The sequence below is a fragment of the Escherichia coli DSM 30083 = JCM 1649 = ATCC 11775 genome (genome assembly GCF_003697165.2).
Taxonomy (GTDB): domain Bacteria; phylum Pseudomonadota; class Gammaproteobacteria; order Enterobacterales; family Enterobacteriaceae; genus Escherichia; species Escherichia coli.
In genome coordinates this window covers 1,281,993-1,308,372 of record NZ_CP033092.2, presented here as the reverse complement: position 1 = coordinate 1,308,372, position 26,380 = coordinate 1,281,993, and the positions used below count along the sequence as shown (strand labels likewise).

The following is a 26,380-nucleotide window of genomic DNA, read 5'->3' as shown; positions in this document are numbered from 1 at the left end:
TTCGCACAACATGATGTTATGCTGACCAAACCGTGTTTAGTAAATTAAACAAAGAAAATGAATACTCTCCCTGAACATTCATGTGACGTGTTGATTATCGGTAGCGGCGCAGCCGGACTTTCACTGGCGCTGCGCCTGGCTGACCAGCATCAGGTCATCGTTCTAAGTAAAGGCCCGGTAACGGAAGGTTCAACATTTTATGCCCAGGGCGGTATTGCCGCCGTGTTTGATGAAACTGACAGCATTGACTCGCATGTGGAAGACACATTGATTGCCGGGGCTGGTATTTGCGATCGCCATGCAGTTGAATTTGTCGCCAGTAATGCACGATCCTGTGTGCAATGGCTAATCGACCAGGGGGTGTTGTTTGATACCCACATTCAGCCGAATGGCGAAGAAAGCTACCATCTGACTCGTGAAGGTGGACATAGTCACCGTCGTATTCTTCATGCCGCCGACGCCACCGGTAGAGAAGTAGAAACCACGCTGGTGGGCAAGGCGCAGAACCATCCGAATATTCGCGTGCTGGAGCGCAGCAACGCGGTTGATCTGATTGTTTCTGACAAAATTGGCCTGCCGGGCACGCGATGGGTTGTTGGCGCGTGGGTATGGAACCGAAATAAAGAAACGGTTGAAACCTGCCACGCAAAAGCAGTGGTACTGGCAACCGGCGGTGCTTCAAAAGTTTATCAGTACACCACCAATCCGGATATTTCTTCTGGCGATGGCATTGCTATGGCGTGGCGCGCAGGCTGCCGGGTTGCCAATCTCGAATTTAATCAGTTCCACCCTACCGCGCTGTATCACCCACAGGCACGCAATTTCCTGTTAACGGAAGCACTGCGCGGCGAAGGCGCTTATCTCAAGCGCCCGGACGGCACGCGTTTTATGCCCGATTTTGATGAGCGCGGCGAACTGGCCCCGCGCGATATTGTCGCCCGCGCCATTGACCATGAAATGAAACGCCTCGGCGCAGATTGTATGTTCCTCGACATCAGCCATAAGCCCGCCGATTTTATTCGCCAGCATTTCCCGATGATTTATGAAAAATTGCTCGGGCTGGGGATAGATCTCACGAAAGAACCCGTGCCGATTGTGCCTGCTGCACATTATACCTGCGGTGGTGTAATGGTTGATGATCATGGGCGTACGGACGTCGATGGTTTGTATGCCATTGGCGAAGTGAGTTATACCGGCTTACACGGCGCTAACCGCATGGCCTCGAATTCATTGCTGGAGTGTCTGGTCTATGGCTGGTCGGCGGCAGAAGATATCAGCAGACGTATACCTTATGCCCACGGCGTCAGTACGTTACCGCCGTGGGATGAAAGCCGCGTTGAGAACCCTGACGAACGGGTAGTAATTCAGCATAACTGGCACGAGCTACGTCTGTTTATGTGGGATTACGTTGGCATTGTTCGCACAACGAAGCGCCTGGCACGCGCCCTGCGGCGGATAACCATGCTCCAACAAGAAATAGACGAATATTACGCCCATTTCCGCGTCTCAAATAATTTGCTGGAGCTGCGTAATCTGGTACAGGTTGCCGAGTTGATTGTTCGCTGTGCGATGATGCGCAAGGAGAGCCGTGGCCTGCATTTCACGCTGGATTATCCGGAACTGCTCACGCATTCCGGTCCATCGATCCTTTCTGCCGGCAATCATTACATAAACAGATAAAAAGCCTGGGTCAGCGCCGTATACGCTTCGGAATAGTTCTGGTCTGGCCCACGAATGACTAAGCGATCGCTAAAGCATTCTCCCGCCTGCGGGGAGAATGCCAGCAGCACCCGATGCGGCAGTCGCGCTTCGTTTTCCGCCACATCCGTCCGCAAACGTAAATGCCAGCCCATACTTAATGCCAGTTCAGTAAAACCATTACCAATCTGCTCTGGCAGCACCACGCAGAAAAATCCCTCTTCGGTAATGCACTCCGCCGCACAAGTCAGCAACGATGGGTGATCAAGCGTAGTGGTATAGCGAGCCTGTTCCCGTTGAGGTGTCGCGCACTCTACTCCCTGCTGATAGTAAGGTGGGTTGCTGATGATTAAATCGAAGCGTACTGTCTGCTGTGTGATCCACTGCAGAATATCCGCCGTGTGGACATTAATCCGCTCTGCCCACGGGGACTGGTTGATATTTTCCTGCGCTTGCGCGGCAGCTTCACTTTCCAGTTCAACTGCATCAATCATCACGCTGTCATCTGTTCGCTGCGCCAGCATTAATGCCAGCAACCCGCTACCCGCGCCGATATCAAGGCAACGTTTTACCCCAGCTACCGGTGCCCATGCGCCCAGCAAAATACCATCCGTTCCCACTTTCATCGCACAGCGATCGTGAGCAACAAAAAACTGTTTAAAAGTAAATCCATTACGACGAAACACGGATGTAGACTGTGACATGAAAATAAAACCTTGCAGGAAAAACGGCGATAGCACCGGGTGAGAACAATACCCGAGAAGCGATATCCATACAAACAGATGAAGATTGCAGCCGTAACGTCTATAATCAGCGCCCCACACAGAGGTAGAACATGACTGTAACGACTTTTTCCGAACTTGAACTCGACGAAAGCCTGCTGGAAGCCCTCCAGGATAAAGGTTTCACTCGCCCGACCGCCATTCAGGCTGCCGCCATTCCGCCTGCGCTCGATGGCCGTGATGTACTCGGTTCTGCGCCGACAGGCACCGGTAAAACGGCGGCGTATCTGCTGCCAGCGTTGCAGCACCTGCTCGATTTCCCACGTAAGAAATCCGGTCCGCCGCGTATTTTGATCCTCACCCCAACTCGCGAGCTGGCGATGCAGGTGGCCGATCATGCCCGCGAACTGGCGAAACATACGCATCTGGATATTGCCACCATCACCGGCGGCGTGGCTTATATGAACCACGCAGAAGTGTTCAGCGAAAACCAGGACATTGTGGTCGCCACGACCGGACGTCTGCTGCAATACATAAAAGAAGAGAACTTCGATTGCCGCGCGGTTGAAACGCTGATCCTCGACGAAGCAGACCGTATGCTGGATATGGGCTTCGCCCAGGATATCGAACATATTGCTGGCGAAACGCGCTGGCGTAAACAGACCCTGCTCTTTTCGGCAACGCTGGAAGGCGATGCGATTCAGGACTTTGCCGAGCGTCTGTTGGAAGATCCGGTGGAAGTTTCTGCCAATCCGTCCACCCGTGAGCGCAAAAAAATTCATCAGTGGTATTACCGCGCCGATGATCTTGAGCATAAAACCGCGTTGCTGGTGCATCTGTTAAAACAGCCGGAAGCGACCCGCTCAATTGTGTTTGTGCGTAAGCGTGAGCGTGTGCATGAGCTGGCAAACTGGCTGCGCGAAGCAGGCATCAACAACTGCTATCTCGAAGGTGAGATGGTACAAGGCAAGCGTAACGAAGCGATTAAACGCTTGACCGAAGGCCGCGTAAACGTACTGGTTGCTACCGATGTTGCCGCGCGCGGTATCGACATTCCGGATGTCAGCCACGTCTTTAACTTCGATATGCCGCGCAGTGGCGATACTTATTTGCACCGTATCGGACGTACCGCGCGCGCCGGTCGTAAAGGCACCGCGATTTCGCTGGTGGAAGCCCATGACCATCTGCTGCTGGGCAAAGTTGGCCGTTATATTGAAGAGCCAATTAAAGCTCGCGTAATTGATGAGTTACGTCCGAAAACGCGTGCGCCAAGCGAGAAGCAGACCGGCAAGCCATCGAAGAAAGTGTTGGCTAAACGTGCCGAGAAGAAAAAAGCTAAAGAGAAAGAGAAGCCGCGGGTGAAAAAACGCCATCGCGACACTAAAAATATTGGTAAGCGCCGTAAACCAAGCGGAACGGGCGTGCCACCGCAAACGACAGAAGAGTAATCTCAATGCCGGGTTTAAGCCCGGCATTGTTTTTATCCCGGCAAAAAACACTCTTCAACACACTGAATAAAAGTGTGCATCGCCGGGCTAACCGCTTTTCCGGCATGGTGAGCGCACATTGCCGTAATGGTCTGCGACTGTTCGCCAAAAGGCAATTCAATTAATTCTCCGCACTTCAACTCTTTTACCACCGCAAAACGCGGCAGGTAACTGACTCCGATATTTGCCGCGACACAACGCTTGATGCTTTCGATACTTATAAGCTCAATGGTGTTTTCCACCGTGATCCGCCGCTGGCGCAGCGTGCTCTCAAATATCTGCCGGAAGACACATTGTGGTTCGTTGATAATAAAGCTACAGGCGTTATGTCTTCCCGGCTCAGTAAAATCGACATCTGCAATTTGCGGTGAAGCCACCAGCGCCAGCGGTTGTTCACCCAACTCTCGTCGGTTCAGAGCATCATCATTCCCTACGCGATAAAAAACCCCGACATCGGCCTCATCATTCAGTAGCGCATCACGGATCACGTAACAGTTCAGCGACTGCAACGATAAACGCACTTTTGGAGCGCGTTGCCGAAAACGCTGCAACACCTGCGGCATTCGATAAGAGAGCAACGTTTCGCCTGAAATAACGCGTAGTTCCCCGTCCGGATCCGACTCTTTTTTAGCAGCCTCACGAAGCGTATCCATCACTCGGGTAAGTTCATAGATGTGCGGCAGCAGCTTTTTTCCTTCGCGGGTAAGGCACATTCGTCGACCAATTTTCTCAAACAATTGTACCGAGAACTCCTGCTCAAGCTGCTGAATATGAAAAGTCACCGTCGATTGTGTGCAGCACAATTTTTGCGAAGCTCGCAAAAAGGAACCCTCTTCCACCACGGTTTTAAGTGTAATAAAACGGCGCAGATCCATAACCCCAAACCTATCGAAAATATCGAATTTAGAATGTAAAAACATTCATTTTTTTAAATGTTCCGTGTCGGGTACTGTCTACCAAAACAGAGGAGATAACAAGTGACACCGACCCTTTTAAGTGCTTTTTGGACTTACACCCTGATTACCGCCATGACGCCAGGACCGAACAATATTCTCGCCCTTAGCTCTGCTACGTCGCATGGATTTCGTCAAAGTACCCGTGTGCTGGCAGGGATGAGTCTGGGATTTTTGATTGTGATGTTACTGTGTGCGGGCATTTCATTTTCACTGGCAGTGATTGACCCGGCAGCGGTACACCTTTTGAGTTGGGCGGGGGCGGCATATATTGTCTGGCTGGCGTGGAAAATCGCCACCAGCCCAACAAAGGAAGACGGACTTCAGACAAAACCAATCAGTTTTTGGGCCAGCTTTGCTTTGCAGTTTGTGAACGTCAAAATCATTTTGTACGGTGTTACGGCACTGTCGACGTTTGTTCTGCCGCAAACACAGGCGCTAAGTTGGGTAGTTGGCGTCAGCGTTTTGCTGGCGATGATTGGGACGTTTGGCAATGTGTGCTGGGCGCTGGCGGGGCATCTGTTTCAGCGATTGTTTCGCCAGTATGGTCGCCAGTTAAATATCGTGCTTGCCCTGTTGCTGGTCTATTGCGCGGTACGCATTTTCTATTAACGAAAAAAAGCGGAAGAGGTCGCCCTCTTCCGCTTAGTAACTTGCTACTTAAGCCTTACAGGCTTTCAGTAAAGGTACGAGCGATAACGTCGCGCTGCTGTTCCGGAGTCAGAGAGTTAAAGCGAACTGCATAACCGGATACACGGATGGTCAGCTGCGGATATTTTTCCGGATGCTTAACTGCATCTTCCAGAGTTTCACGACGCAGAACGTTAACGTTCAGGTGTTGACCACCTTCAACGCGAACTTCTGGTTTCACTTCTACTGGAACTTCACGGTATTCAATGTCACCCAGTTTGCTTACTGCAACCACTTCGTCTTCTGCAAAACCTGCTTTCGCAACGATGCAACGCGCTTCGCCTTTTTCGCTGTCCAGCAACCAGAAAGAGTTCAGCAGATCGTCGTTAGCGGCTTTAGTAATCTGGATACCTGTAATCATGTGATGCCTCCCCGGCAAAATTATTTGATTTGTTCAGCCTGTCGCGGCCAATTGGTAAAACCATTGTTGCTTGAGTGTATATATACTCCTCAAACACCCTTGATTCTTTGATTTAAATCAACAAAAACCACATATCAAGTGTGGTCACAAATGGATTTTATTGTTTTACATCAACTTATGCAGATGTGAAATTTTACCAATTTACATTTTTTTGCATGTCTTTTTGTCTATAAAATGAGCATGATTTTGTTCTGTAGAAAGAAGCAGTTAAGCTAGGCGGATTAAAGATTCGCAGGAGAGCGAGATGGCTAACGAATTAACCTGGCATGATGTGCTGGCTGAAGAGAAGCAGCAACCCTATTTTCTTAATACCCTTCAGACCGTCGCCAGCGAGCGGCAGTCCGGCGTCACTATCTATCCACCACAAAAAGATGTCTTTAACGCGTTCCGCTTTACGGAGTTGGGTGACGTTAAAGTGGTGATTCTCGGTCAGGATCCTTATCACGGACCAGGACAGGCGCATGGTCTGGCATTTTCCGTTCGCCCCGGCATTGCGACACCACCGTCACTGCTGAATATGTATAAAGAGCTGGAAAATACTATTCCCGGTTTCACCCGCCCTAATCATGGTTACCTTGAAAGCTGGGCGCGTCAGGGTGTTCTGCTGCTCAATACTGTCTTGACGGTTCGCGCTGGTCAGGCGCATTCCCACGCCAGCCTCGGCTGGGAGACGTTTACTGATAAAGTCATCAGCCTCATAAATCAGCATCGCGAAGGCGTGGTGTTTTTGTTGTGGGGATCACATGCGCAAAAGAAAGGGGCGATTATAGATAAGCAACGCCATCATGTACTGAAAGCACCGCATCCGTCGCCGCTTTCGGCGCATCGTGGATTCTTTGGCTGCAACCATTTTGTGCTGGCAAATCAGTGGCTGGAACAACGTGGCGAGACGCCGATTGACTGGATGCCAGTATTACCGGCAGAGAGTGAGTAAATTTGCGGGAAAATGCCGGATGGCAGAGTTGCCACCCGGCTGATTTATCAGGCTTTATTCTGACGCCACCATTCGCCAAGAAGAACGCCGGTTGCGACAGAGATATTCAGCCCGGCAACGTTGCCAGTACCATCAATCTTCACGCGCAGATCGTTCGGATCGCGTGCGGCATCCGGTAACCCTTCATATTCCTGACCCAGCACCAGTACCATTTTCGCTGGCAGACTGGTTTTGAACAGCGGTTTACCCTGCTCGCTGGAAGTTGTCACTACGGTGTAACCCGCCTGACGGAAATCATCCAGCACGTTAACAATGTTGTCGCCAGTAATCGGCTGAACGTACTCTGCGCCGCCTTCTGCGGTACGGATAGCCGCCCCAGACTCCAGCAGTGCTGCATCCTGCACCACAACACCTTTCACGCCGAAGTGCGCACAGCTACGCATCATGCCGCCCAGGTTATGCGGGTTAGATTCGTTTTCCAGGGCCAGTACACAATCCTGCGCGCCTGCCTGGCTTACCCACTGCTGCACGGTTGTACCGTTACGCTTTTTGATCAGGAAGCAAACGCCGCCGTGATGTTCCGTGCCTGACGCTTTTGTCAGTTCCGCTTCATCCACCACATGGTACGCTTTGCGGTTTGCCGCCATCCAGCGCAAGGCTTCTTTAAAACGTGGCGTTACGCTCTGGATAAACCAGGCGCGAACAATCGCTTCCGGACGGCTCTGGAACAGTGCCTGACAGGCGTTTTCGCCGTAGACGCGGGTTTCTTCCGCACGCTGACGACGCAAAACTTCCGGATCAATAAAACTTTTACCACTGATGCCACCGTGATCGGCCTTTTCCGGCGTCTCATCACCCGGCGCGCGGGAAACCGTGCGCCACGGCGAATCTTCCCACTTGCGGTCACGGTGCTGACTCTGTTTGTCATCGCGGGCGGGGCGACGGCCACCGTCAGCACGAGATTTTCCTGGACGCCCGCCCCCTTTCCCGGTACGCGGGTTGTGGGTACGTTTATCAGAATCATCATCACTGCGGACATACATCACTTTGACCTTGCCGCTTTTACCTTTCATTTCATCGTTCATGCTTTTCTCCACCAGCGCTGCGCGAAGCGCGCAGATTACCCGAAGTCCGCGCGGTTCGCCATGATTTCGTTCCAAAGCCTGTGTCTATCATACCCATTGAATAAAACAGATTGTTGTCTGGAACAATGTCCCCGATAATATGTAACATATTAGAAACATACCGGCGTCGTTGCCGATAAGTCTCCTTACTCATCCCGAGGTTAGTTATGAATACCGTTTGTACCCATTGTCAGGCCATCAATCGCATTCCCGACGATCGGATCGAAGATGCGGCAAAATGCGGACGCTGCGGTCACGACTTGTTTGACGGAGAGGTGATTAATGCGACCGGTGAAACGCTCGACAAATTGCTGAAAGATGATCTACCTGTGGTGATCGACTTCTGGGCACCGTGGTGCGGCCCCTGCCGTAATTTCGCACCAATTTTTGAAGATGTCGCGCAAGAGCGTAGCGGTAAAGTGCGCTTTGTGAAAGTGAATACCGAAGCTGAACGTGAATTGAGCAGCCGCTTTGGTATTCGCAGTATTCCGACGATCATGATTTTCAAAAATGGTCAGGTTGTCGACATGCTTAATGGCGCAGTGCCGAAAGCGCCGTTCGATAGCTGGCTGAATGAATCTCTTTAATCTTACCGGGGCGCATCTTGTGCCCCGTTTTCTCCTCTGCGACAATGGCGTTTTTTCGACGCTCCCTTATGACCGAAAACGCTGTTCTCCAGTTACGCGCCGAGCGTATTGCGCGTGCAACACGTCCTTTTCTTGCCCGCGGTAATCGCGTTCGTCGCTGCCAACGCTGTCTTTTGCCAGAGAAATTATGTCTCTGTTCGACAATTACCCCAGCACAAGCAAAAAGTCGCTTCTGTTTGCTGATGTTCGACACCGAGCCAATGAAGCCCAGTAATACCGGGCGTCTGATTGCTGATATTTTGCCTGATACCGTTGCGTTTCAATGGTCGCGTACCGAACCCTCGCAAGATTTGCTGGATCTGGTGCAAAACCCGGACTATCAGCCAATGGTGGTCTTTCCCGCTTCGTATGCTGATGAGCAACGGGAAGTGATCTTCACACCACCTGCCGGTAAGCCTCCGCTATTTATCATGCTCGATGGTACCTGGCCAGAAGCTCGCAAGATGTTTCGTAAAAGTCCGTATCTGGATAATCTTCCCGTCATTTCCGTCGATCTTTCTCGGCTTTCTGCCTATCGCCTGCGTGAAGCCCAGGCTGAAGGCCAATATTGTACTGCCGAGGTAGCCATCGCACTGTTAGATATGGCCGGCGATACCAGGGCGGCGACAGGGTTAGGCGAGCATTTTACCCGCTTTAAAACACGCTATCTGGCAGGAAAAACGCAACATCCGGGAAGCATCACAGCAGAACAGTTAGAAAGCGTTTAAAATCATTCGGTCACTTCTGCGGGAGACCGGTATGAGTCAGCGAGGACTGGAAGCACTACTGCGACCAAAATCGATTGCGGTAATTGGCGCATCGATGAAACCCAATCGCGCAGGTTACCTGATGATGCGTAACCTGCTGGCGGGAGGCTTTAACGGACCGGTACTCCCGGTGACGCCAGCCTGGAAAGCGGTGTTGGGTGTGTTGGCCTGGCCGGATATTGCCCGCTTGCCCTTTACACCCGACCTTGCGGTTTTATGTACCAATGCCAGCCGTAATCTTGCTCTTCTGGAAGAGCTCGGCGAGAAAGGCTGTAAAACCTGCATTATTCTTTCCGCCCCGGCATCGCAACACGAAGATCTCCGCGCCTGCGCCCTGCGCCATAACATGCGCCTGCTAGGACCAAACAGTCTGGGCTTACTGGCTCCCTGGCAAGGTCTGAATGCCAGCTTTTCACCTGTGCCGATTAAACGCGGCAAGCTGGCGTTTATTTCGCAATCGGCTGCTGTCTCCAACACCATCCTCGACTGGGCGCAACAGCGTGAGATGGGCTTTTCCTACTTTATTGCGCTCGGCGACAGCCTGGATATCGACGTTGATGAATTGCTCGACTATTTGGCGCGCGACAGTAAAACCAGCGCCATCCTGCTCTATCTCGAACAATTAAGTGATGCGCGACGTTTTGTTTCGGCGGCCCGTAGCGCCTCACGTAATAAACCGATTCTGGTGATTAAAAGCGGACGTAGCCCGGCGGCTCAACGTCTGTTGAACACCACGGCAGGAATGGATCCGGCGTGGGATGCAGCTATTCAGCGTGCCGGTTTGTTGCGGGTACAGGACACCCACGAACTGTTTTCGGCGGTGGAAACCCTTAGCCATATGCGCCCGCTGCGTGGCGACCGGTTGATGATTATCAGCAACGGTGCTGCGCCTGCCGCGCTGGCGCTGGATGCCTTATGGTCACGCAATGGCAAGCTGGCAACGCTAAGCGAAGAAACCTGCCAGAAACTGCGCGATGCACTGCCAGGGCATGTGGCAATCTCTAACCCGCTCGATCTGCGCGATGACGCCAGCAGCGAGCATTATGTCAAAACGCTGGACATTCTGCTCCACAGCCAGGATTTTGATGCGCTGATGGTTATTCATTCGCCCAGCGCCGCTGCTCCCGCAACAGAAAGCGCGCAAGTATTAATTGAAGCGGTAAAGCATCATCCCCGCAGCAAATATGTCTCTTTGCTGACGAACTGGTGCGGCGAGCACTCCTCGCAAGAGGCACGACGTTTATTCAGCGAAGCCGGGCTGCCGACCTACCGTACTCCGGAAGGAACCATCACTGCTTTTATGCATATGGTCGAGTACCGGCGTAATCAGAAGCAACTACGCGAAACGCCGGCGTTGCCCAGCAATCTGACTTCCAATACCGCAGAAGCGCATCTTCTGTTGCAACATGCGATTGCCGAAGGGGCTACGTCGCTCGATACCCATGAAGTTCAGCCCATCCTGCAAGCGTATGGTATGAATACTCTCCCTACCTGGATTGCCAGTAATAGCACCGAAGCGGTACATATTGCCAAACAGATTGGCTATCCGGTGGCACTGAAATTGCGCTCGCCGGATATTCCACATAAATCGGAAGTTCAGGGCGTCATGCTCTACCTACGTACAGCCAATGAAGTCCAGCAAGCGGCAAACGCTATTTTCGATCGCGTAAAAATGGCCTGGCCGCAGGCGCGGGTCCACGGCCTGTTGGTGCAAAGTATGGCTAACCGTGCTGGCGCTCAGGAGTTGCGGGTTGTGGTTGAGCACGATCCGGTTTTCGGGCCGTTAATCATGCTGGGTGAAGGCGGTGTGGAGTGGCGTCCTGAAGATCAAGCCGTCGTCGCACTGCCGCCGCTGAACATGAACCTGGCCCGCTATCTGGTTATTCAGGGGATCAAAAGTAAAAAGATTCGTGCACGCAGTGCGCTACGCCCATTGGATGTTGCAGGCTTGAGCCAGCTTCTGGTGCAGGTTTCCAACTTGATTGTCGATTGCCCGGAAATTCAGCGTCTGGATATTCATCCTTTGCTGGCTTCTGGCAGTGAATTTACCGCGCTGGATGTCACGCTGGATATCGCGCCGTTTGAAGGTGATAACGAGAGCCGGCTGGCTGTGCGCCCTTATCCGCATCAGCTGGAAGAATGGGTAGAATTGAAAAACGGTGAACGCTGCTTGTTCCGCCCGATTTTGCCAGAAGATGAGCCACAGCTTCAGCAATTCATTTCGCGAGTCACCAAAGAAGATCTTTATTACCGCTACTTTAGCGAGATCAACGAATTTACCCATGAAGATTTAGCCAACATGACGCAGATCGACTACGATCGGGAAATGGCATTTGTAGCGGTACGACGAATTGATCAAACGGAAGAGATCCTCGGCGTCACACGTGCGATCTCCGACCCTGATAACATCGATGCCGAATTTGCCGTGCTGGTTCGCTCGGATCTCAAAGGGTTAGGCTTAGGTCGACGCTTAATGGAAAAGTTGATTACCTATACGCGAGATCACGGACTACAACGTCTGAATGGTATTACGATGCCAAACAATCGTGGCATGGTGGCGCTGGCCCGCAAGCTCGGGTTTAACGTTGATATCCAGCTCGAAGAGGGGATCGTTGGGCTTACGCTAAATCTTGCCCAGCGCGAGGAATCATGAGTAAGGTACTGGAAATGTTGACCACTTAATCGGGACTGGTGTTATTATTGCCCGCTTATGTCGTCTGCATTGCACAGAGGACCCTTCAATGAACAGAGAAGAAATGCACTGTGATGTTGTCAAAATTTAAGCGTAATAAACATCAACAACACCTTGCCCAACTACCCAAGATTTCTCAATCAGTTGATGATGTCGATTTCTTTTACGCTCCCGCCGACTTCCGGGAGACGCTGCTGGAAAAAATAGCCAGCGCGAAGCAGCGCATTTGCATTGTCGCCCTGTATCTCGAACAGGATGACGGTGGCAAAGGCATTCTGAACGCGTTGTATGAGGCTAAAAGGCAGCGTCCGGAACTGGATGTGCGGGTGCTGGTCGACTGGCATCGTGCACAACGTGGACGCATTGGCGCTGCGGCATCTAACACTAACGCTGACTGGTACTGCCGCATGGCGCAGGAAAATCCGGGCGTAGATGTTCCGGTTTATGGCGTTCCAATCAATACCCGTGAAGCCCTTGGTGTTCTGCACTTTAAAGGCTTTATCATCGACGATAGCGTACTTTATAGCGGTGCCAGCCTGAACGATGTTTACCTGCATCAGCACGATAAATATCGCTACGACCGTTATCATCTGATCCGTAACCGTAAGATGTCAGACATTATGTTTGAATGGGTTACACAGAATATTATGAATGGCCGCGGCGTTAATCGTCTGGATGATGTTAATCGGCCAAAAAGCCCGGAAATCAAGAACGATATTCGTCTGTTCCGCCAGGAGCTGCGTGATGCCGCTTATCATTTCCAGGGCGATGCCGACAACGATCAGCTTTCCGTAACGCCGCTAGTGGGGCTGGGGAAATCGAGTCTGTTGAACAAGACCATTTTCCATCTTATGCCTTGTGCCGAGCAGAAACTAACCATCTGTACGCCATACTTCAACCTGCCAGCAATCCTTGTGCGCAATATTATCCAGTTGCTGCGCGAAGGGAAAAAGGTCGAAATTATTGTTGGTGATAAAACCGCGAATGACTTCTACATTCCGGAAGATGAACCTTTCAAGATAATTGGCGCATTGCCTTATCTCTATGAGATCAATCTGCGTCGTTTCCTGAGCCGTTTGCAGTATTACGTCAATACTGACCAGCTAGTGGTTCGGTTATGGAAAGATGACGACAACACCTATCACCTGAAAGGGATGTGGGTTGATGATAAGTGGATGTTGATCACCGGTAATAACCTGAACCCACGCGCCTGGCGTCTGGATCTGGAAAACGCCATTTTGATCCACGATCCACAACTGGAGCTTGCGCCGCAGCGAGAGAAAGAACTGGAGCTGATCCGCGAGCATACCACCATCGTTAAGCACTATCGCGATCTGCAAAGTATTGCCGATTATCCGGTGAAGGTTCGTAAACTCATCCGCCGTTTGCGCCGTATCCGCATCGACCGATTAATTAGCCGCATCCTGTAATCACAACCCCGTCCTGTACGGGGTTTGTTTTTTGGAGGCCACGTTTTGCGTATTCTTTTTGTCTGTTCGCTATTGTTACTTTCTGGATGCAGCCATATGGCTAACGATAGCTGGAGCGGGCAGGATAAAGCTCAACACTTTATCGCCTCGGCGATGCTTTCCGCCGCCGGAAATGAATATTCACAGCATCAGGGGATGAGCCGGGATCGCAGTGCCATGTTTGGATTGATGTTCTCTGTCAGTCTGGGGGCGTCAAAAGAGCTTTGGGATAGCCGCCCTGAGGGGAGCGGCTGGAGCTGGAAGGATTTTGCCTGGGATATCGCCGGTGCAAGCACCGGCTATACCGTCTGGCAACTGACCCGTCACTAAAGCCGCATCCCTTTTCCTTTACGGTGCAATGTTAGTGAAACCAGAAACGCCACCACGGCCATCAAGGTCACATACCAGAAGAAGGCTGTTTCCATTCCTATTGATTTCAGCGACAACGCTACGTACTCCGCCGAACCACCAAATATAGCATTGGCGACCGCATATGACAGACCAACGCCTAATGCGCGAACCTGTGCCGGGAACATCTCAGCCTTCAGTATTCCACTGATTGAAGTATAAAAACTCACTATCAGCAGGGCGCACATCACCAGACCAAAAGCGGCATAAGGCGAGGAAACGTTCTGCAATGCTGAGAGAATAGGAACGGTAAAAATGGTTGCCAGAGAACCGAAACATAACATTGAGGTACGGCGACCAATCTTATCCGACAGCGCGCCAATAAGTGGTTGAATAAGCATGAATACAAACAATGCGGCAGTCATAATGCCACTCGCCACGTTGGCATGCATTCCCGCAGTATTTACCAGATACTTCTGCATATAAGTGGTGAAGGTATAGAAACAAAGGGAGGCCGCAGCGGTAAAACCGAGAACCATGATGAATGCACGGCGATTGCGCCATAATCCTTTCAGAGATCCAGCTTCTTTTAAAGCGCGTGTTTCTTGTTGTGAAGTTTCATCTAACTGACGACGTAACCACAACGCCACAACAGCTAACACAGCCCCTAACGCGAAAGGAATACGCCATCCCCACTCTCTGAGTACAGCGTCTTCCATGGTGTGTTGTAAAACCACGACAACCAGTAGAGCTAGCAGTTGCCCGCCGATCAACGTCACATACTGAAATGATGCGTAAAAACCTTTGCGCCCTTCAACGGCAACTTCACTCATATAGGTGGCGCTGGTGCCATATTCTCCGCCAACGGATAATCCCTGGAATAAACGAGCAAGAAGCAATAATGCCGGAGCCCAGGTACCGATTGTTTCGTAGCCTGGCAAACAGGCGATAACCAGTGAGCCGAAACACATCATACACACCGATAATAGCATCGATTTTTTGCGACCATGTTTATCGGCTATGCGGCCAAATAGCCAACCGCCTATTGGGCGCATCAGAAATCCCGCAGCAAAAACACCTGCTGTTTGCAGTAGTTGAGTCGTCGTGTTCCCGGAAGGGAAGAAGATGTGGGCGAAGTAGAGTGAACAGAACGAGTAGACATAGAAATCGAACCACTCGATCAGATTACCTGAAGAGGCCCCAACAATTGCCCAAATACGGCGACGAGTATCACTACTTGTCAGTTTGCTGTCTGCCGTTACAGTACTTTCAGCCATGCCATTATGTCTCCTGCCGTAATCCGATGCTTTTGTCGGTCGCTTTTGTTTATTTTTTGGTAAGAAAAATGTTATACATTTGTTGCATATCATTATGCAACCTTAACCATGAATTTAGTTAGCAGGAAAATGGTTATTAAGGAGCTTAAGGATAGATTTCTGGTAAGGAGGAAGTATGGAAGTGGGCAATTTGGGGAAGACGTATTCGCTGTTGAATCTGGCTTATGTGGGAGCGTAGATACTGTTACGGCCAGCAAGTTTTTTCCTGGTCCAGTCTCCCGGATTGCAGGCATGCCAGACACAGCGCCGTCAGGCGCTGTTGTTTCATCCCTTCCGCGATTTTTACGCAGCTACCGGATTATGCCGTGACGCATCGAACGGCACGCCTGACTTCAGCACTCCATACGCCACCTGTGCCAGCTTGCGCATTATCGAGCCGAGAATCACCTTTCCTTTCTTGCCATTAGCTGCCAACGCCCGTCCCCACTCAGTCTTACTGGTGGCTACCATTGCAGGCATATACAACGGCCTGCGAAGCGACACATGTCCGGCTTTACTCAACCGGCTTGCCCCTCTCACACTACTGCCTGATTCATAACGCCGTGGTGTCAGACCCGCAAAAGCGGCGAACTGTCTGGCATGGGCAAAACGGTCCTTCAGACCATGTAAGCCAGCAATACCGCAGATGTTTTCTCTCCGATACCCGGGATGCTTTCCAGCAGTTTCCTGCGGTGTTTCATATCCGGATCATCGTCTGTCAGGTCTTTTATCTGCTTCTCAAGACGCTTCAGCTCTGCTTCAAGCCACAGAAGGTGAGCATCAATGCTCGGCCTCTGGACTTCCCGCGCCGTTTCAGTGCGATTCAGTTCCTGCCTGTGCATATCTGTCAGCGCCTGGTGGCGTACTACCAGGGCATGCAACGCGCGTTCAAGCGGGTGATGCGCTTCCCAGGCTGCAGGGCGCTTCTGACGACAGAACTCTGCCAGCATGCGGCATCCACGGTATCAGTCTTGTTACGCAGTCCTTCACTCTGAGCGAAAGCTTTACCCAGTGAAGGATTAATGACTGACACTATGTAGCCAGCATCGTAAAGGCACTCTGCGACAGGTTCCATATAGGTGCCGGTCGCTTCGATGCAGATATGCGCATGGTCAATCTTGTGACATTTCAGCCAACTCACCAGCTCATCGTGCCCTTTAGTGGTGTTAGCGAATTTTTTGGTGCGATGACGACCATCAGGACGCAACACATCGACATCCAGTTTCTCTTTAGCGGTGTCGATACCGATATAATGAAGTTCATGTTCCATAGTGAAACCAACCTTGCAAATACGGATTACCGGGAAAACCGGTCTATGATACTGTCCGGTTTATCACTTCGGGAGAAAGGCAGTCCGCCGCATAAATCTACCATACAGGTTAGAACCCAAGGCCGGATACGGCATGCGGACTGCAGGCAGAGAAAACTGGCCGATTTTCTCTGCACTGGAGGGATAATACAAGGTCGGATAAGATGCGGCATGAACTGAACCCCAAAACCTGGACAGTTTCAGTTAACCGGCTTTTTGATACTCAGTCCGGTATTCTACCGGGCTGAGTCCCCCAAGACTGAGTTTTATTCTTTTTTGATTCCAGTAAGTTATGTATTCGTTAACGGCATTTTCCAGCTCTTCTACATTTCTGTAGTCCCGGCGATAGTACATTTCTTCTTTCAGGTGACCAAAGAAGTTCTCCATTACCGCATTATCAAGGCAGTTGCCCTTGCGCGACATGCTCTGCACTAACCCTCTGTCCGCCAGGGCGGACTGATAACTTTTTATCCGGTAATGCCATCCTTGATCACTGTGGAGCAGCGGTTTCTCCCCTTCAGCAAGGCTTTCCAGCCCCTTATTTAACATCCGCTTCACCAGCTCCTCTGTAGGCCTGCAGGCCGTTTCCCACGCCACGATTTCCCCGTTAAACAAATCAAGTATCGGGGACAGGTACAGTTTTTGTCCGCCAGCCCTGAATTCGGTGATATCTGTCACCCATTTCTCACAGGGAGCTTCCGCTTTGAACTGTCGCTGAAGGATATTTTCTGCAGCGAGTCCCATATTTCCCCGGTAAGACCGGTATTTCTTCAGGCGCACAGGAGACTTCAGGCCGAGCTGTTGCATCAGTTTTCTCACCGTTTTGCCACTGAACTTAAGACCTCTTTTCTGAAGCTCACAATGGATCCGCCGGTACCCATAACATCCCCGGTGTTCATGGAAGATGGAGGCTATGAGCTGTTTCACATCAGCATACTTGTCCTTAGCCTTCTGCAGTGACAGCTGGTAGTACAGCGTGCTTCTGGCCAGCCCTGCGGCCTTTAACAGGTCAGACTGGCAGTGTCCGTACCTCAGGCTCTGGATGACTTTCGTTTTTTCTCCAGCTCCTGGCGCTTTTTTTCCAGAAGATGCTCCTGCATGGCTTTCAGATATGCATTTTCTGCGCGAAGATAACGCAGCTCATTCTTCATCTCTTCCGGCGTCATGTTTGCCTCGTTTTCATGGGTATCATCAGAACGGGTCATGCTTTTCTCCTTCCTGCGCCTGATAAAGGCCTCATTACCAGATTTGCGGTAGCCTTTTATCCAGTTTTTAACCGTGTTGTGGCTGGGAATGTTAAACCGGGCAGCTACCCGGGGTAGAGACTCAGAATGCCCGAGAGCATAAAGAACCACGCAAAGTTTATCTTCAGGAGAATAGCTACGCTTGTGTCTGCAATCCAGTGCCGAGGACCGTGAAGAAGAAAAAGATTAATCCAGTGTGAGAGGCTGGTGTGAGAAAGTTGAAAGAGTTTTGCCGTAGAAATGATGCCTGCATGACCAGCCAGGTAATGATTTACAGCGGCAAGTTTTATTTCAAATGAATGTTTCATAAACTGCACCTTCAGATGTCAGATTATGTCCAACATTTGGGGTGCAGTTCAGCAGCGTCGCATCCGGCATTTATTCCGCACCAACGCAAAAAAGCCCAGTCTTCCGACTGGGCTCTTCGCTTAATTTGATGCCTGGCAGTTCCCTACTCTCGCATGGGGAGACCCCACACTACCATCGGCGCTACGGCGTTTCACTTCTGAGTTCGGCATGGGGTCAGGTGGGACCACCGCGCTAAGGCCGCCAGGCAAATTCTGTTTCATTAACCCGCTTGTCGCCGGTTAATCTAATCTGTATCAGGCTGAAAATCTTTCTCTCATCCGCCAAAACATCTTCGGCGTTGTAAGGTTAAGCCTCACGGTTCATTAGTACCGGTTAGCTCAACGCATCGCTGCGCTTACACACCCGGCCTATCAACGTCGTCGTCTTCAACGTTCCTTCAGGAGACTCTAAGTCTCAGGGAGAACTCATCTCGGGGCAAGTTTCGTGCTTAGATGCTTTCAGCACTTATCTCTTCCGCATTTAGCTACCGGGCAGTGCCATTGGCATGACAACCCGAACACCAGTGATGCGTCCACTCCGGTCCTCTCGTACTAGGAGCAGCCCCCCTCAGTTCTCCAGCGCCCACGGCAGATAGGGACCGAACTGTCTCACGACGTTCTAAACCCAGCTCGCGTACCACTTTAAATGGCGAACAGCCATACCCTTGGGACCTACTTCAGCCCCAGGATGTGATGAGCCGACATCGAGGTGCCAAACACCGCCGTCGATATGAACTCTTGGGCGGTATCAGCCTGTTATCCCCGGAGTACCTTTTATCCGTTGAGCGATGGCCCTTCCATTCAGAACCACCGGATCACTATGACCTGCTTTCGCACCTGCTCGCGCCGTCACGCTCGCAGTCAAGCTGGCTTATGCCATTGCACTAACCTCCTGATGTCCGACCAGGATTAGCCAACCTTCGTGCTCCTCCGTTACTCTTTAGGAGGAGACCGCCCCAGTCAAACTACCCACCAGACACTGTCCGCAACCCGGATTACGGGCCAACGTTAGAACATCAAACATTAAAGGGTGGTATTTCAAGGTCGGCTCCATGCAGACTGGCGTCCACACTTCAAAGCCTCCCACCTATCCTACACATCAAGGCTCAATGTTCAGTGTCAAGCTATAGTAAAGGTTCACGGGGTCTTTCCGTCTTGCCGCGGGTACACTGCATCTTCACAGCGAGTTCAATTTCACTGAGTCTCGGGTGGAGACAGCCTGGCCATCATTACGCCATTCGTGCAGGTCGGAACTTACCCGACAAGGAATTTCGCTACCTTAGGACCGTTATAGTTACGGCCGCCGTTTACCGGGGCTTCGATCAAGAGCTTCGCGTTACCGCTAACCCCATCAATTAACCTTCCGGCACCGGGCAGGCGTCACACCGTATACGTCCACTTTCGTGTTTGCACAGTGCTGTGTTTTTAATAAACAGTTGCAGCCAGCTGGTATCTTCGACTGATTTCAGCTCCACGAGCAAGTCGCTTCACCTACATATCAGCGTGCCTTCTCCCGAAGTTACGGCACCATTTTGCCTAGTTCCTTCACCCGAGTTCTCTCAAGCGCCTTGGTATTCTCTACCTGACCACCTGTGTCGGTTTGGGGTACGATTTGATGTTACCTGATGCTTAGAGGCTTTTCCTGGAAGCAGGGCATTTGTCGCTTCAGCACCGTAGTGCCTCGTCATCACGCCTCAGCCTTGGTTTTCCGGATTTGCCTGGAAAACCAGCCTACACGCTTAAACCGGGACAACCGTCGCCCGGCCAACATAGCCTTCTCCGTCCCCCCTTCGCAGTAACACCAAGTACAGGAATATTAACCTGTTTCCCATCGACTACGCCTTTCGGCCTCGCCTTAGGGGTCGACTCACCCTGCCCCGATTAACGTTGGACAGGAACCCTTGGTCTTCCGGCGAGCGGGCTTTTCACCCGCTTTATCGTTACTTATGTCAGCATTCGCACTTCTGATACCTCCAGCAACCCTCACAGGCCACCTTCACAGGCTTACAGAACGCTCCCCTACCCAACAACACATAGTGTCGCTGCCGCAGCTTCGGTGCATGGTTTAGCCCCGTTACATCTTCCGCGCAGGCCGACTCGACCAGTGAGCTATTACGCTTTCTTTAAATGATGGCTGCTTCTAAGCCAACATCCTGGCTGTCTGGGCCTTCCCACATCGTTTCCCACTTAACCATGACTTTGGGACCTTAGCTGGCGGTCTGGGTTGTTTCCCTCTTCACGACGGACGTTAGCACCCGCCGTGTGTCTCCCGTGATAACATTCTCCGGTATTCGCAGTTTGCATCGGGTTGGTAAGTCGGGATGACCCCCTTGCCGAAACAGTGCTCTACCCCCGGAGATGAATTCACGAGGCGCTACCTAAATAGCTTTCGGGGAGAACCAGCTATCTCCCGGTTTGATTGGCCTTTCACCCCCAGCCACAAGTCATCCGCTAATTTTTCAACATTAGTCGGTTCGGTCCTCCAGTTAGTGTTACCCAACCTTCAACCTGCCCATGGCTAGATCACCGGGTTTCGGGTCTATACCCTGCAACTTAACGCCCAGTTAAGACTCGGTTTCCCTTCGGCTCCCCTATTCGGTTAACCTTGCTACAGAATATAAGTCGCTGACCCATTATACAAAAGGTACGCAGTCACCCCATAAAGAGGCTCCCACTGCTTGTACGTACACGGTTTCAGGTTCTTTTTCACTCCCCTCGCCGGGGTTCTTTTCGCCTTTCCCTCACGGTACTGGTTCACTATCGGTCAGTCAGGAGTATTTAGCCTTGGAGGATGGTCCCCCCATATTCAGACAGGATACCACGTGTCCCGCCCTACTCATCGAGCTCACAATATGTGCATTTTTGTGTACGGGGCTGTCACCCTGTATCGCGCGCCTTTCCAGACGCTTCCACTAACACACACACTGATTCAGGCTCTGGGCTCCTCCCCGTTCGCTCGCCGCTACTGGGGGAATCTCGGTTGATTTCTTTTCCTCGGGGTACTTAGATGTTTCAGTTCCCCCGGTTCGCCTCATTAACCTATGGATTCAGTTAATGATAGTGTGTCGAAACACACTGGGTTTCCCCATTCGGAAATCGCCGGTTATAACGGTTCATATCACCTCACCGACGCTTATCGCAGATTAGCACGTCCTTCATCGCCTCTGACTGCCAGGGCATCCACCGTGTACGCTTAGTCGCTTAACCTCACAACCCGAAGATGTTTCTTGCGATCCATCATCGTGTTGCGAAAATTTGAGAGACTCACGAACAACTTTCGTTGTTCAGTGTTTCAATTTTCAGCTTGATCCAGATTTTTAAAGAGCAAATATCTCAAACATCACCCGAAGATGAGTTTTGAGATATTAAGGCAGGTGACTTTCACTCACAAACCAGCAAGTGGCGTCCCCTAGGGGATTCGAACCCCTGTTACCGCCGTGAAAGGGCGGTGTCCTGGGCCTCTAGACGAAGGGGACGTATCAGTCTGCTTCGCAAGACGCCTTGCTTTTCACTTTCTATCAGACAATCTGTGTGAGCACTGCAAAGTACGCTTCTTTAAGGTAAGGAGGTGATCCAACCGCAGGTTCCCCTACGGTTACCTTGTTACGACTTCACCCCAGTCATGAATCACAAAGTGGTAAGCGCCCTCCCGAAGGTTAAGCTACCTACTTCTTTTGCAACCCACTCCCATGGTGTGACGGGCGGTGTGTACAAGGCCCGGGAACGTATTCACCGTGGCATTCTGATCCACGATTACTAGCGATTCCGACTTCATGGAGTCGAGTTGCAGACTCCAATCCGGACTACGACGCACTTTATGAGGTCCGCTTGCTCTCGCGAGGTCGCTTCTCTTTGTATGCGCCATTGTAGCACGTGTGTAGCCCTGGTCGTAAGGGCCATGATGACTTGACGTCATCCCCACCTTCCTCCAGTTTATCACTGGCAGTCTCCTTTGAGTTCCCGGCCGGACCGCTGGCAACAAAGGATAAGGGTTGCGCTCGTTGCGGGACTTAACCCAACATTTCACAACACGAGCTGACGACAGCCATGCAGCACCTGTCTCACGGTTCCCGAAGGCACATTCTCATCTCTGAAAACTTCCGTGGATGTCAAGACCAGGTAAGGTTCTTCGCGTTGCATCGAATTAAACCACATGCTCCACCGCTTGTGCGGGCCCCCGTCAATTCATTTGAGTTTTAACCTTGCGGCCGTACTCCCCAGGCGGTCGACTTAACGCGTTAGCTCCGGAAGCCACGCCTCAAGGGCACAACCTCCAAGTCGACATCGTTTACGGCGTGGACTACCAGGGTATCTAATCCTGTTTGCTCCCCACGCTTTCGCACCTGAGCGTCAGTCTTCGTCCAGGGGGCCGCCTTCGCCACCGGTATTCCTCCAGATCTCTACGCATTTCACCGCTACACCTGGAATTCTACCCCCCTCTACGAGACTCAAGCTTGCCAGTATCAGATGCAGTTCCCAGGTTGAGCCCGGGGATTTCACATCTGACTTAACAAACCGCCTGCGTGCGCTTTACGCCCAGTAATTCCGATTAACGCTTGCACCCTCCGTATTACCGCGGCTGCTGGCACGGAGTTAGCCGGTGCTTCTTCTGCGGGTAACGTCAATGAGCAAAGGTATTAACTTTACTCCCTTCCTCCCCGCTGAAAGTACTTTACAACCCGAAGGCCTTCTTCATACACGCGGCATGGCTGCATCAGGCTTGCGCCCATTGTGCAATATTCCCCACTGCTGCCTCCCGTAGGAGTCTGGACCGTGTCTCAGTTCCAGTGTGGCTGGTCATCCTCTCAGACCAGCTAGGGATCGTCGCCTAGGTGAGCCGTTACCCCACCTACTAGCTAATCCCATCTGGGCACATCCGATGGCAAGAGGCCCTAAGGTCCCCCTCTTTGGTCTTGCGACGTTATGCGGTATTAGCTACCGTTTCCAGTAGTTATCCCCCTCCATCAGGCAGTTTCCCAGACATTACTCACCCGTCCGCCACTCGTCAGCAAAGCAGCAAGCTGCTTCCTGTTACCGTTCGACTTGCATGTGTTAGGCCTGCCGCCAGCGTTCAATCTGAGCCATGATCAAACTCTTCAATTTAAAAGTTTGATGCTCAAAGAATTAAACTTCGTAATGAATTACGTGTTCACTCCTGAGACTTGGTATTCATTTTTCGTCTTGCGACGTTAAGAATCCGTATCTTCGAGTGCCCACACAGATTGTCTGATAAATTGTTAAAGAGCAGTGCCGCTTCGCTTTTTCTCAGCGGCGCGGGGTGTGCATGATACGCTTTCCCGCTACAGAGTCAAGCATTTATTTTTGCTTTCTCTGCCGAAGTTCTCAGGAGAACCCCGCTGACCCGGCGGCGTGTTTGCCGTTGTTCCGTGTCAGTGGTGGCGCATTATAGGGAGTTATTCCGGCCTGACAAGCAAAAAATATAAAAACTTTATTGTTCGCTCATTTTTCAGGCAAAACATCTTTAATATAGTCTTTTCCGTCTAACTTATAGACAAAAACGAGCCCCGAAGGCTCGTTTTATCATTACTGGACGGCGACGATCCGGTCTTCATTAACTTCCAGGCGAATAACTTTACCCGGAACCAATTCACCAGACAGTATTTGCTGTGCCAGCGGGTTTTCGATCTGCTGCTGGATAGCACGCTTCAGAGGACGTGCACCATAGACCGGATCGTAACCGTTCTCGCTCAGCAGTTTCAGCACCTCGTCAGAAATGTGGATTTCATAACCACGTTCTTCCAGACGTTTGTACAGACGTTTCAACTGAATCTGCGCAATCGACGCAATGTGTTGTTCACCCAGCGGATGGAAGACGACGACTTCATCGATACGGTTAATGAATTCCGGACGGAAGTTATGGCTTACCACACCGAGCACCAGCTCTTTCATGTGCGCATAATCCAGTTCACCAAAACGTTCCTGAATCAGATCAGAACCGAGGTTAGAGGTCATAATGACGACCGTATTACGGAAGTCGACCGTTCTCCCCTGCCCGTCAGTCAGACGCCCATCATCCAGTACCTGCAACAGAATGTTGAAGACATCCGGATGCGCTTTTTCCACTTCATCCAGCAGGATGACGGAATACGGACGACGACGCACCGCTTCGGTCAGATAGCCACCTTCTTCATAACCAACATATCCCGGAGGCGCACCAACCAGACGAGACACCGAGTGTTTCTCCATAAACTCGGACATATCAATACGGACCATCGCCTCGTCGCTATCAAACATAAAGTTCGCCAGCGCCTTACAAAGCTCTGTTTTCCCCACACCCGTTGGGCCGAGGAACAGGAATGAACCAATCGGGCGATTTGGATCCGCCAGCCCCGCACGGCTACGACGAATAGCGTTAGATACCGCATCAACCGCTTCGTTCTGACCAATAACGCGATGATGCAGTTCTTGCTCCATACGCAGCAGTTTTTCGCGCTCGCTTTCCATCATGCGAGAAACCGGAATTCCCGTCCAACGCGCCAGCACTTCAGCAATTTCGGCATCGGTCACTTTATTACGCAACAGACGCATAGTTTTGCCTTCGAGCTGCGTTGCGGCTTCCAGTTGCTTTTCCAGTTCCGGGATTTTGCCGTATTGCAGTTCAGACATCCGCGCCAGGTCACCCACACGGCGAGCCTGTTCAATAGCGATTTTCGCCTGTTCCAGTTCCGCTTTAATGGTCTGCGTACCAGAAAGCGAGGCTTTCTCTGCTTTCCACTCTTCTTCTAACTCGGAGTACTGACGTTCTTTGTCGCTCAGTTCTTCGTTGAGCATATCCAGGCGTTTTTTACTGGCTTCATCAGACTCTTTCATTAACGCCTGTTGTTCCAGTTTGAGCTGGATGATACGACGATCGAGTCGGTCGAGTTCTTCTGGTTTTGAGTCAATCTGCATACGAATGCTGGATGCTGCTTCATCGATCAGGTCGATGGCTTTATCCGGCAGCTGACGGTCAGCAATGTAGCGATGAGACAACGTCGCCGCTGCAACAATTGCCGGGTCAGTAATTTGCACATGGTGGTGCAGCTCGTAACGTTCTTTCAGGCCACGCAGAATCGCAATGGTATCTTCAACAGAAGGCTCGGCAACAAACACTTTCTGGAAACGACGTTCCAGCGCAGCATCTTTTTCGATGTACTGGCGATATTCGTCAAGCGTCGTGGCACCTACGCAGTGCAATTCACCACGCGCCAGCGCCGGTTTCAGCATGTTTCCGGCGTCCATTGCGCCATCGGCTTTACCCGCGCCGACCATGGTATGTAATTCGTCGATAAACAGGATGACGTTGCCTTCCTGTTTGGCAAGATCGTTAAGTACGCCTTTTAAACGTTCTTCAAACTCACCGCGATATTTCGCCCCAGCCACCAGCGCGCCCATATCCAGCGCCAGTACGCGGCGGCCTTTCAACCCTTCGGGCACTTCGCCGTTGATAATACGCTGCGCCAGACCTTCAACGATGGCAGTCTTACCGACGCCTGGTTCACCAATCAGTACCGGGTTATTTTTAGTACGACGTTGCAGCACCTGAATGGTACGGCGAATTTCTTCATCACGACCAATCACCGGATCGAGTTTACCCTGTTCGGCTCGTTCGGTAAGGTCGATGGTATATTTTTTCAAAGCCTGACGTTGGTCTTCAGCACCTTGATCGTTCACGCTTTCACCTCCACGCATTTGTTCAATCGCTTGAGTAATGTTGGCGGTGGTCGCCCCTGCTGCTTTCAGGATGTCGGCCAGCGTGCCGCGAGACTCAAGTGCCGCCAGAACGAACAGTTCTGACGAGATAAAGTTATCACCACGTTTTTGCGCCAGCTTGTCGCAAAGATTAAGAACGCGCACCAGATCCTGTGATGGCTGGACATCACCACCAGTACCTTCAACCTGCGGTAAACGATTTAATGCCTGATTGATATCTGTGCGCAACTGGCCAGCATTTATGCCAGCGGATGTTAATAAAGGACTAACCGAACCCCCTTCCTGATTCAGCAGGGCGCTCATTAAATGAAGTGGTTCGATGAATTGGTTGTCGTGCCCGAGTGCAAGTGATTGGGCATCGGCAAGAGCAAGCTGGAATTTATTAGTAAGACGATCCAGACGCATAACTCCTCCCATAACGGATCAAAGTTGCTACTGGAGATTAAATGAGGTCATCCCTCAATTATTCAAGGTTATTGACCAGATTAATGTGAAAAGAAAATCACGCGTACCGGATCGT

General features: G+C 51.4%; 15 protein-coding genes, 1 tRNA gene, 3 rRNA genes and 2 pseudogenes. 9 read left to right on the top strand and 12 right to left on the bottom strand.

Annotated elements, in window-relative coordinates; translation table 11 throughout:
* Positions 1-57: 57 nt before the first annotated feature.
* Positions 58-1,680 (top strand): L-aspartate oxidase, encoded by a 1,623-nt coding sequence (gene nadB / locus EAS44_RS07315; RefSeq protein ID WP_001094478.1) that lies wholly within the window; start codon positions 58-60, stop codon positions 1,678-1,680.
* Here the strand turns inward: nadB and trmN are convergent.
* Positions 1,665-2,402, bottom strand: a complete 738-nt coding sequence (trmN, locus tag EAS44_RS07310) for a tRNA(1)(Val) (adenine(37)-N(6))-methyltransferase TrmN (protein ID WP_000083664.1) — start codon at positions 2,400-2,402, stop codon at positions 1,665-1,667. The two genes, nadB and trmN, sit on opposite strands and share 16 nt — an antisense overlap.
* Positions 2,403-2,533: 131 nt before the next feature.
* On the opposite strand from trmN, the gene srmB reads away from it, so the two are divergent.
* Positions 2,534-3,868 (top strand): ATP-dependent RNA helicase SrmB, encoded by a 1,335-nt coding sequence (gene srmB / locus EAS44_RS07305; RefSeq protein WP_000219193.1) that lies wholly within the window; start codon positions 2,534-2,536, stop codon positions 3,866-3,868.
* A gap of 32 nt (positions 3,869-3,900) precedes the next feature.
* Here srmB and yfiE read toward each other — a convergent pair whose 3' ends face one another.
* Positions 3,901-4,782, bottom strand: a complete 882-nt coding sequence (gene yfiE / locus EAS44_RS07300) for a LysR family transcriptional regulator (protein ID WP_001350886.1) — start codon at positions 4,780-4,782, stop codon at positions 3,901-3,903.
* A gap of 102 nt (positions 4,783-4,884) precedes the next feature.
* Between yfiE and eamB the strand changes: the two genes are divergently transcribed.
* Positions 4,885-5,472, top strand: coding sequence for a cysteine/O-acetylserine transporter (gene eamB, locus EAS44_RS07295; RefSeq protein ID WP_000189209.1), 588 nt, complete (start codon positions 4,885-4,887; stop codon positions 5,470-5,472).
* 55 nt (positions 5,473-5,527) lie between these two features.
* Here the strand turns inward: eamB and grcA are convergent, their stop codons facing one another.
* Positions 5,528-5,911: an autonomous glycyl radical cofactor GrcA gene (gene grcA / locus EAS44_RS07290; RefSeq protein ID WP_000627804.1), complete on the bottom strand. Its 384-nt coding sequence runs from the start codon at positions 5,909-5,911 to the stop codon at positions 5,528-5,530.
* A 304-nt stretch (positions 5,912-6,215) separates the two neighbouring features.
* Between grcA and ung the strand changes: the two genes are divergently transcribed.
* Positions 6,216-6,905: a uracil-DNA glycosylase gene (gene ung, locus EAS44_RS07285; RefSeq protein WP_001262723.1), complete on the top strand. Its 690-nt coding sequence runs from the start codon at positions 6,216-6,218 to the stop codon at positions 6,903-6,905.
* A gap of 47 nt (positions 6,906-6,952) precedes the next feature.
* Here ung and yfiF read toward each other — a convergent pair whose 3' ends face one another.
* Positions 6,953-7,990, bottom strand: coding sequence for a tRNA/rRNA methyltransferase (gene yfiF, locus EAS44_RS07280; protein ID WP_000997387.1), 1,038 nt, complete (start codon positions 7,988-7,990; stop codon positions 6,953-6,955).
* Between the two features lie 206 nt (positions 7,991-8,196).
* Between yfiF and trxC the strand changes: the two genes are divergently transcribed.
* The 5 genes from trxC to yfiM all read left to right on the top strand — a co-directional run bounded on the left by trxC (position 8,197) and on the right by yfiM (position 13,913).
* Positions 8,197-8,616, top strand: coding sequence for a thioredoxin TrxC (gene trxC / locus EAS44_RS07275; protein ID WP_001098726.1), 420 nt, complete (start codon positions 8,197-8,199; stop codon positions 8,614-8,616).
* Positions 8,617-8,684: 68 nt separating this feature from the next.
* Positions 8,685-9,383: a tRNA-uridine aminocarboxypropyltransferase gene (gene tapT / locus EAS44_RS07270; protein WP_001298618.1), complete on the top strand. Its 699-nt coding sequence runs from the start codon at positions 8,685-8,687 to the stop codon at positions 9,381-9,383.
* Between the two features lie 31 nt (positions 9,384-9,414).
* The gene (gene patZ / locus EAS44_RS07265; RefSeq protein ID WP_000082937.1) at positions 9,415-12,075 is read left to right on the top strand and encodes a peptidyl-lysine N-acetyltransferase PatZ; all 2,661 of its coding nucleotides are present in this window, start codon (positions 9,415-9,417) and stop codon (positions 12,073-12,075) included.
* Between the two features lie 113 nt (positions 12,076-12,188).
* Complete coding sequence (gene pssA, locus EAS44_RS07260) at positions 12,189-13,544, top strand: CDP-diacylglycerol--serine O-phosphatidyltransferase (RefSeq protein ID WP_000949265.1); 1,356 nt, start codon at positions 12,189-12,191, stop codon at positions 13,542-13,544.
* A gap of 45 nt (positions 13,545-13,589) precedes the next feature.
* Complete coding sequence (gene yfiM / locus EAS44_RS07255) at positions 13,590-13,913, top strand: YfiM family lipoprotein (RefSeq protein ID WP_001370843.1); 324 nt, start codon at positions 13,590-13,592, stop codon at positions 13,911-13,913.
* Here the strand turns inward: yfiM and kgtP are convergent.
* The 8 genes and pseudogenes from kgtP to clpB form a co-directional block, all read right to left on the bottom strand.
* Positions 13,910-15,208: an alpha-ketoglutarate permease gene (gene kgtP, locus EAS44_RS07250; protein ID WP_001298619.1), complete on the bottom strand. Its 1,299-nt coding sequence runs from the start codon at positions 15,206-15,208 to the stop codon at positions 13,910-13,912. The two genes, yfiM and kgtP, sit on opposite strands and share 4 nt — an antisense overlap.
* A 342-nt stretch (positions 15,209-15,550) precedes the next feature.
* A pseudogene (locus EAS44_RS07240) lies at positions 15,551-16,517 on the bottom strand (IS110 family transposase).
* A 243-nt stretch (positions 16,518-16,760) separates the two neighbouring features.
* A pseudogene (locus EAS44_RS07230) lies at positions 16,761-18,108 on the bottom strand (IS3-like element IS1397 family transposase).
* 130 nt (positions 18,109-18,238) lie between these two features.
* A 5S ribosomal RNA gene (rrf, locus tag EAS44_RS07225) occupies positions 18,239-18,354 on the bottom strand.
* A 96-nt stretch (positions 18,355-18,450) separates the two neighbouring features.
* Positions 18,451-21,354, bottom strand: a 23S ribosomal RNA gene (locus EAS44_RS07220).
* Positions 21,355-21,547: 193 nt separating this feature from the next.
* Positions 21,548-21,623 (bottom strand) — tRNA-Glu (locus tag EAS44_RS07215).
* Positions 21,624-21,708: 85 nt separating this feature from the next.
* Positions 21,709-23,250, bottom strand: a 16S ribosomal RNA gene (locus EAS44_RS07210).
* The 16S, 23S and 5S rRNA genes sit together here with 1 tRNA gene alongside, the layout of an rRNA operon.
* Positions 23,251-23,691: 441 nt before the next feature.
* A complete protein-coding gene (gene clpB, locus EAS44_RS07205) occupies positions 23,692-26,265 on the bottom strand; it encodes an ATP-dependent chaperone ClpB (RefSeq protein ID WP_001350770.1) in 2,574 nt (857 codons plus the stop codon).
* Positions 26,266-26,380: the final 115 nt, after the last annotated feature.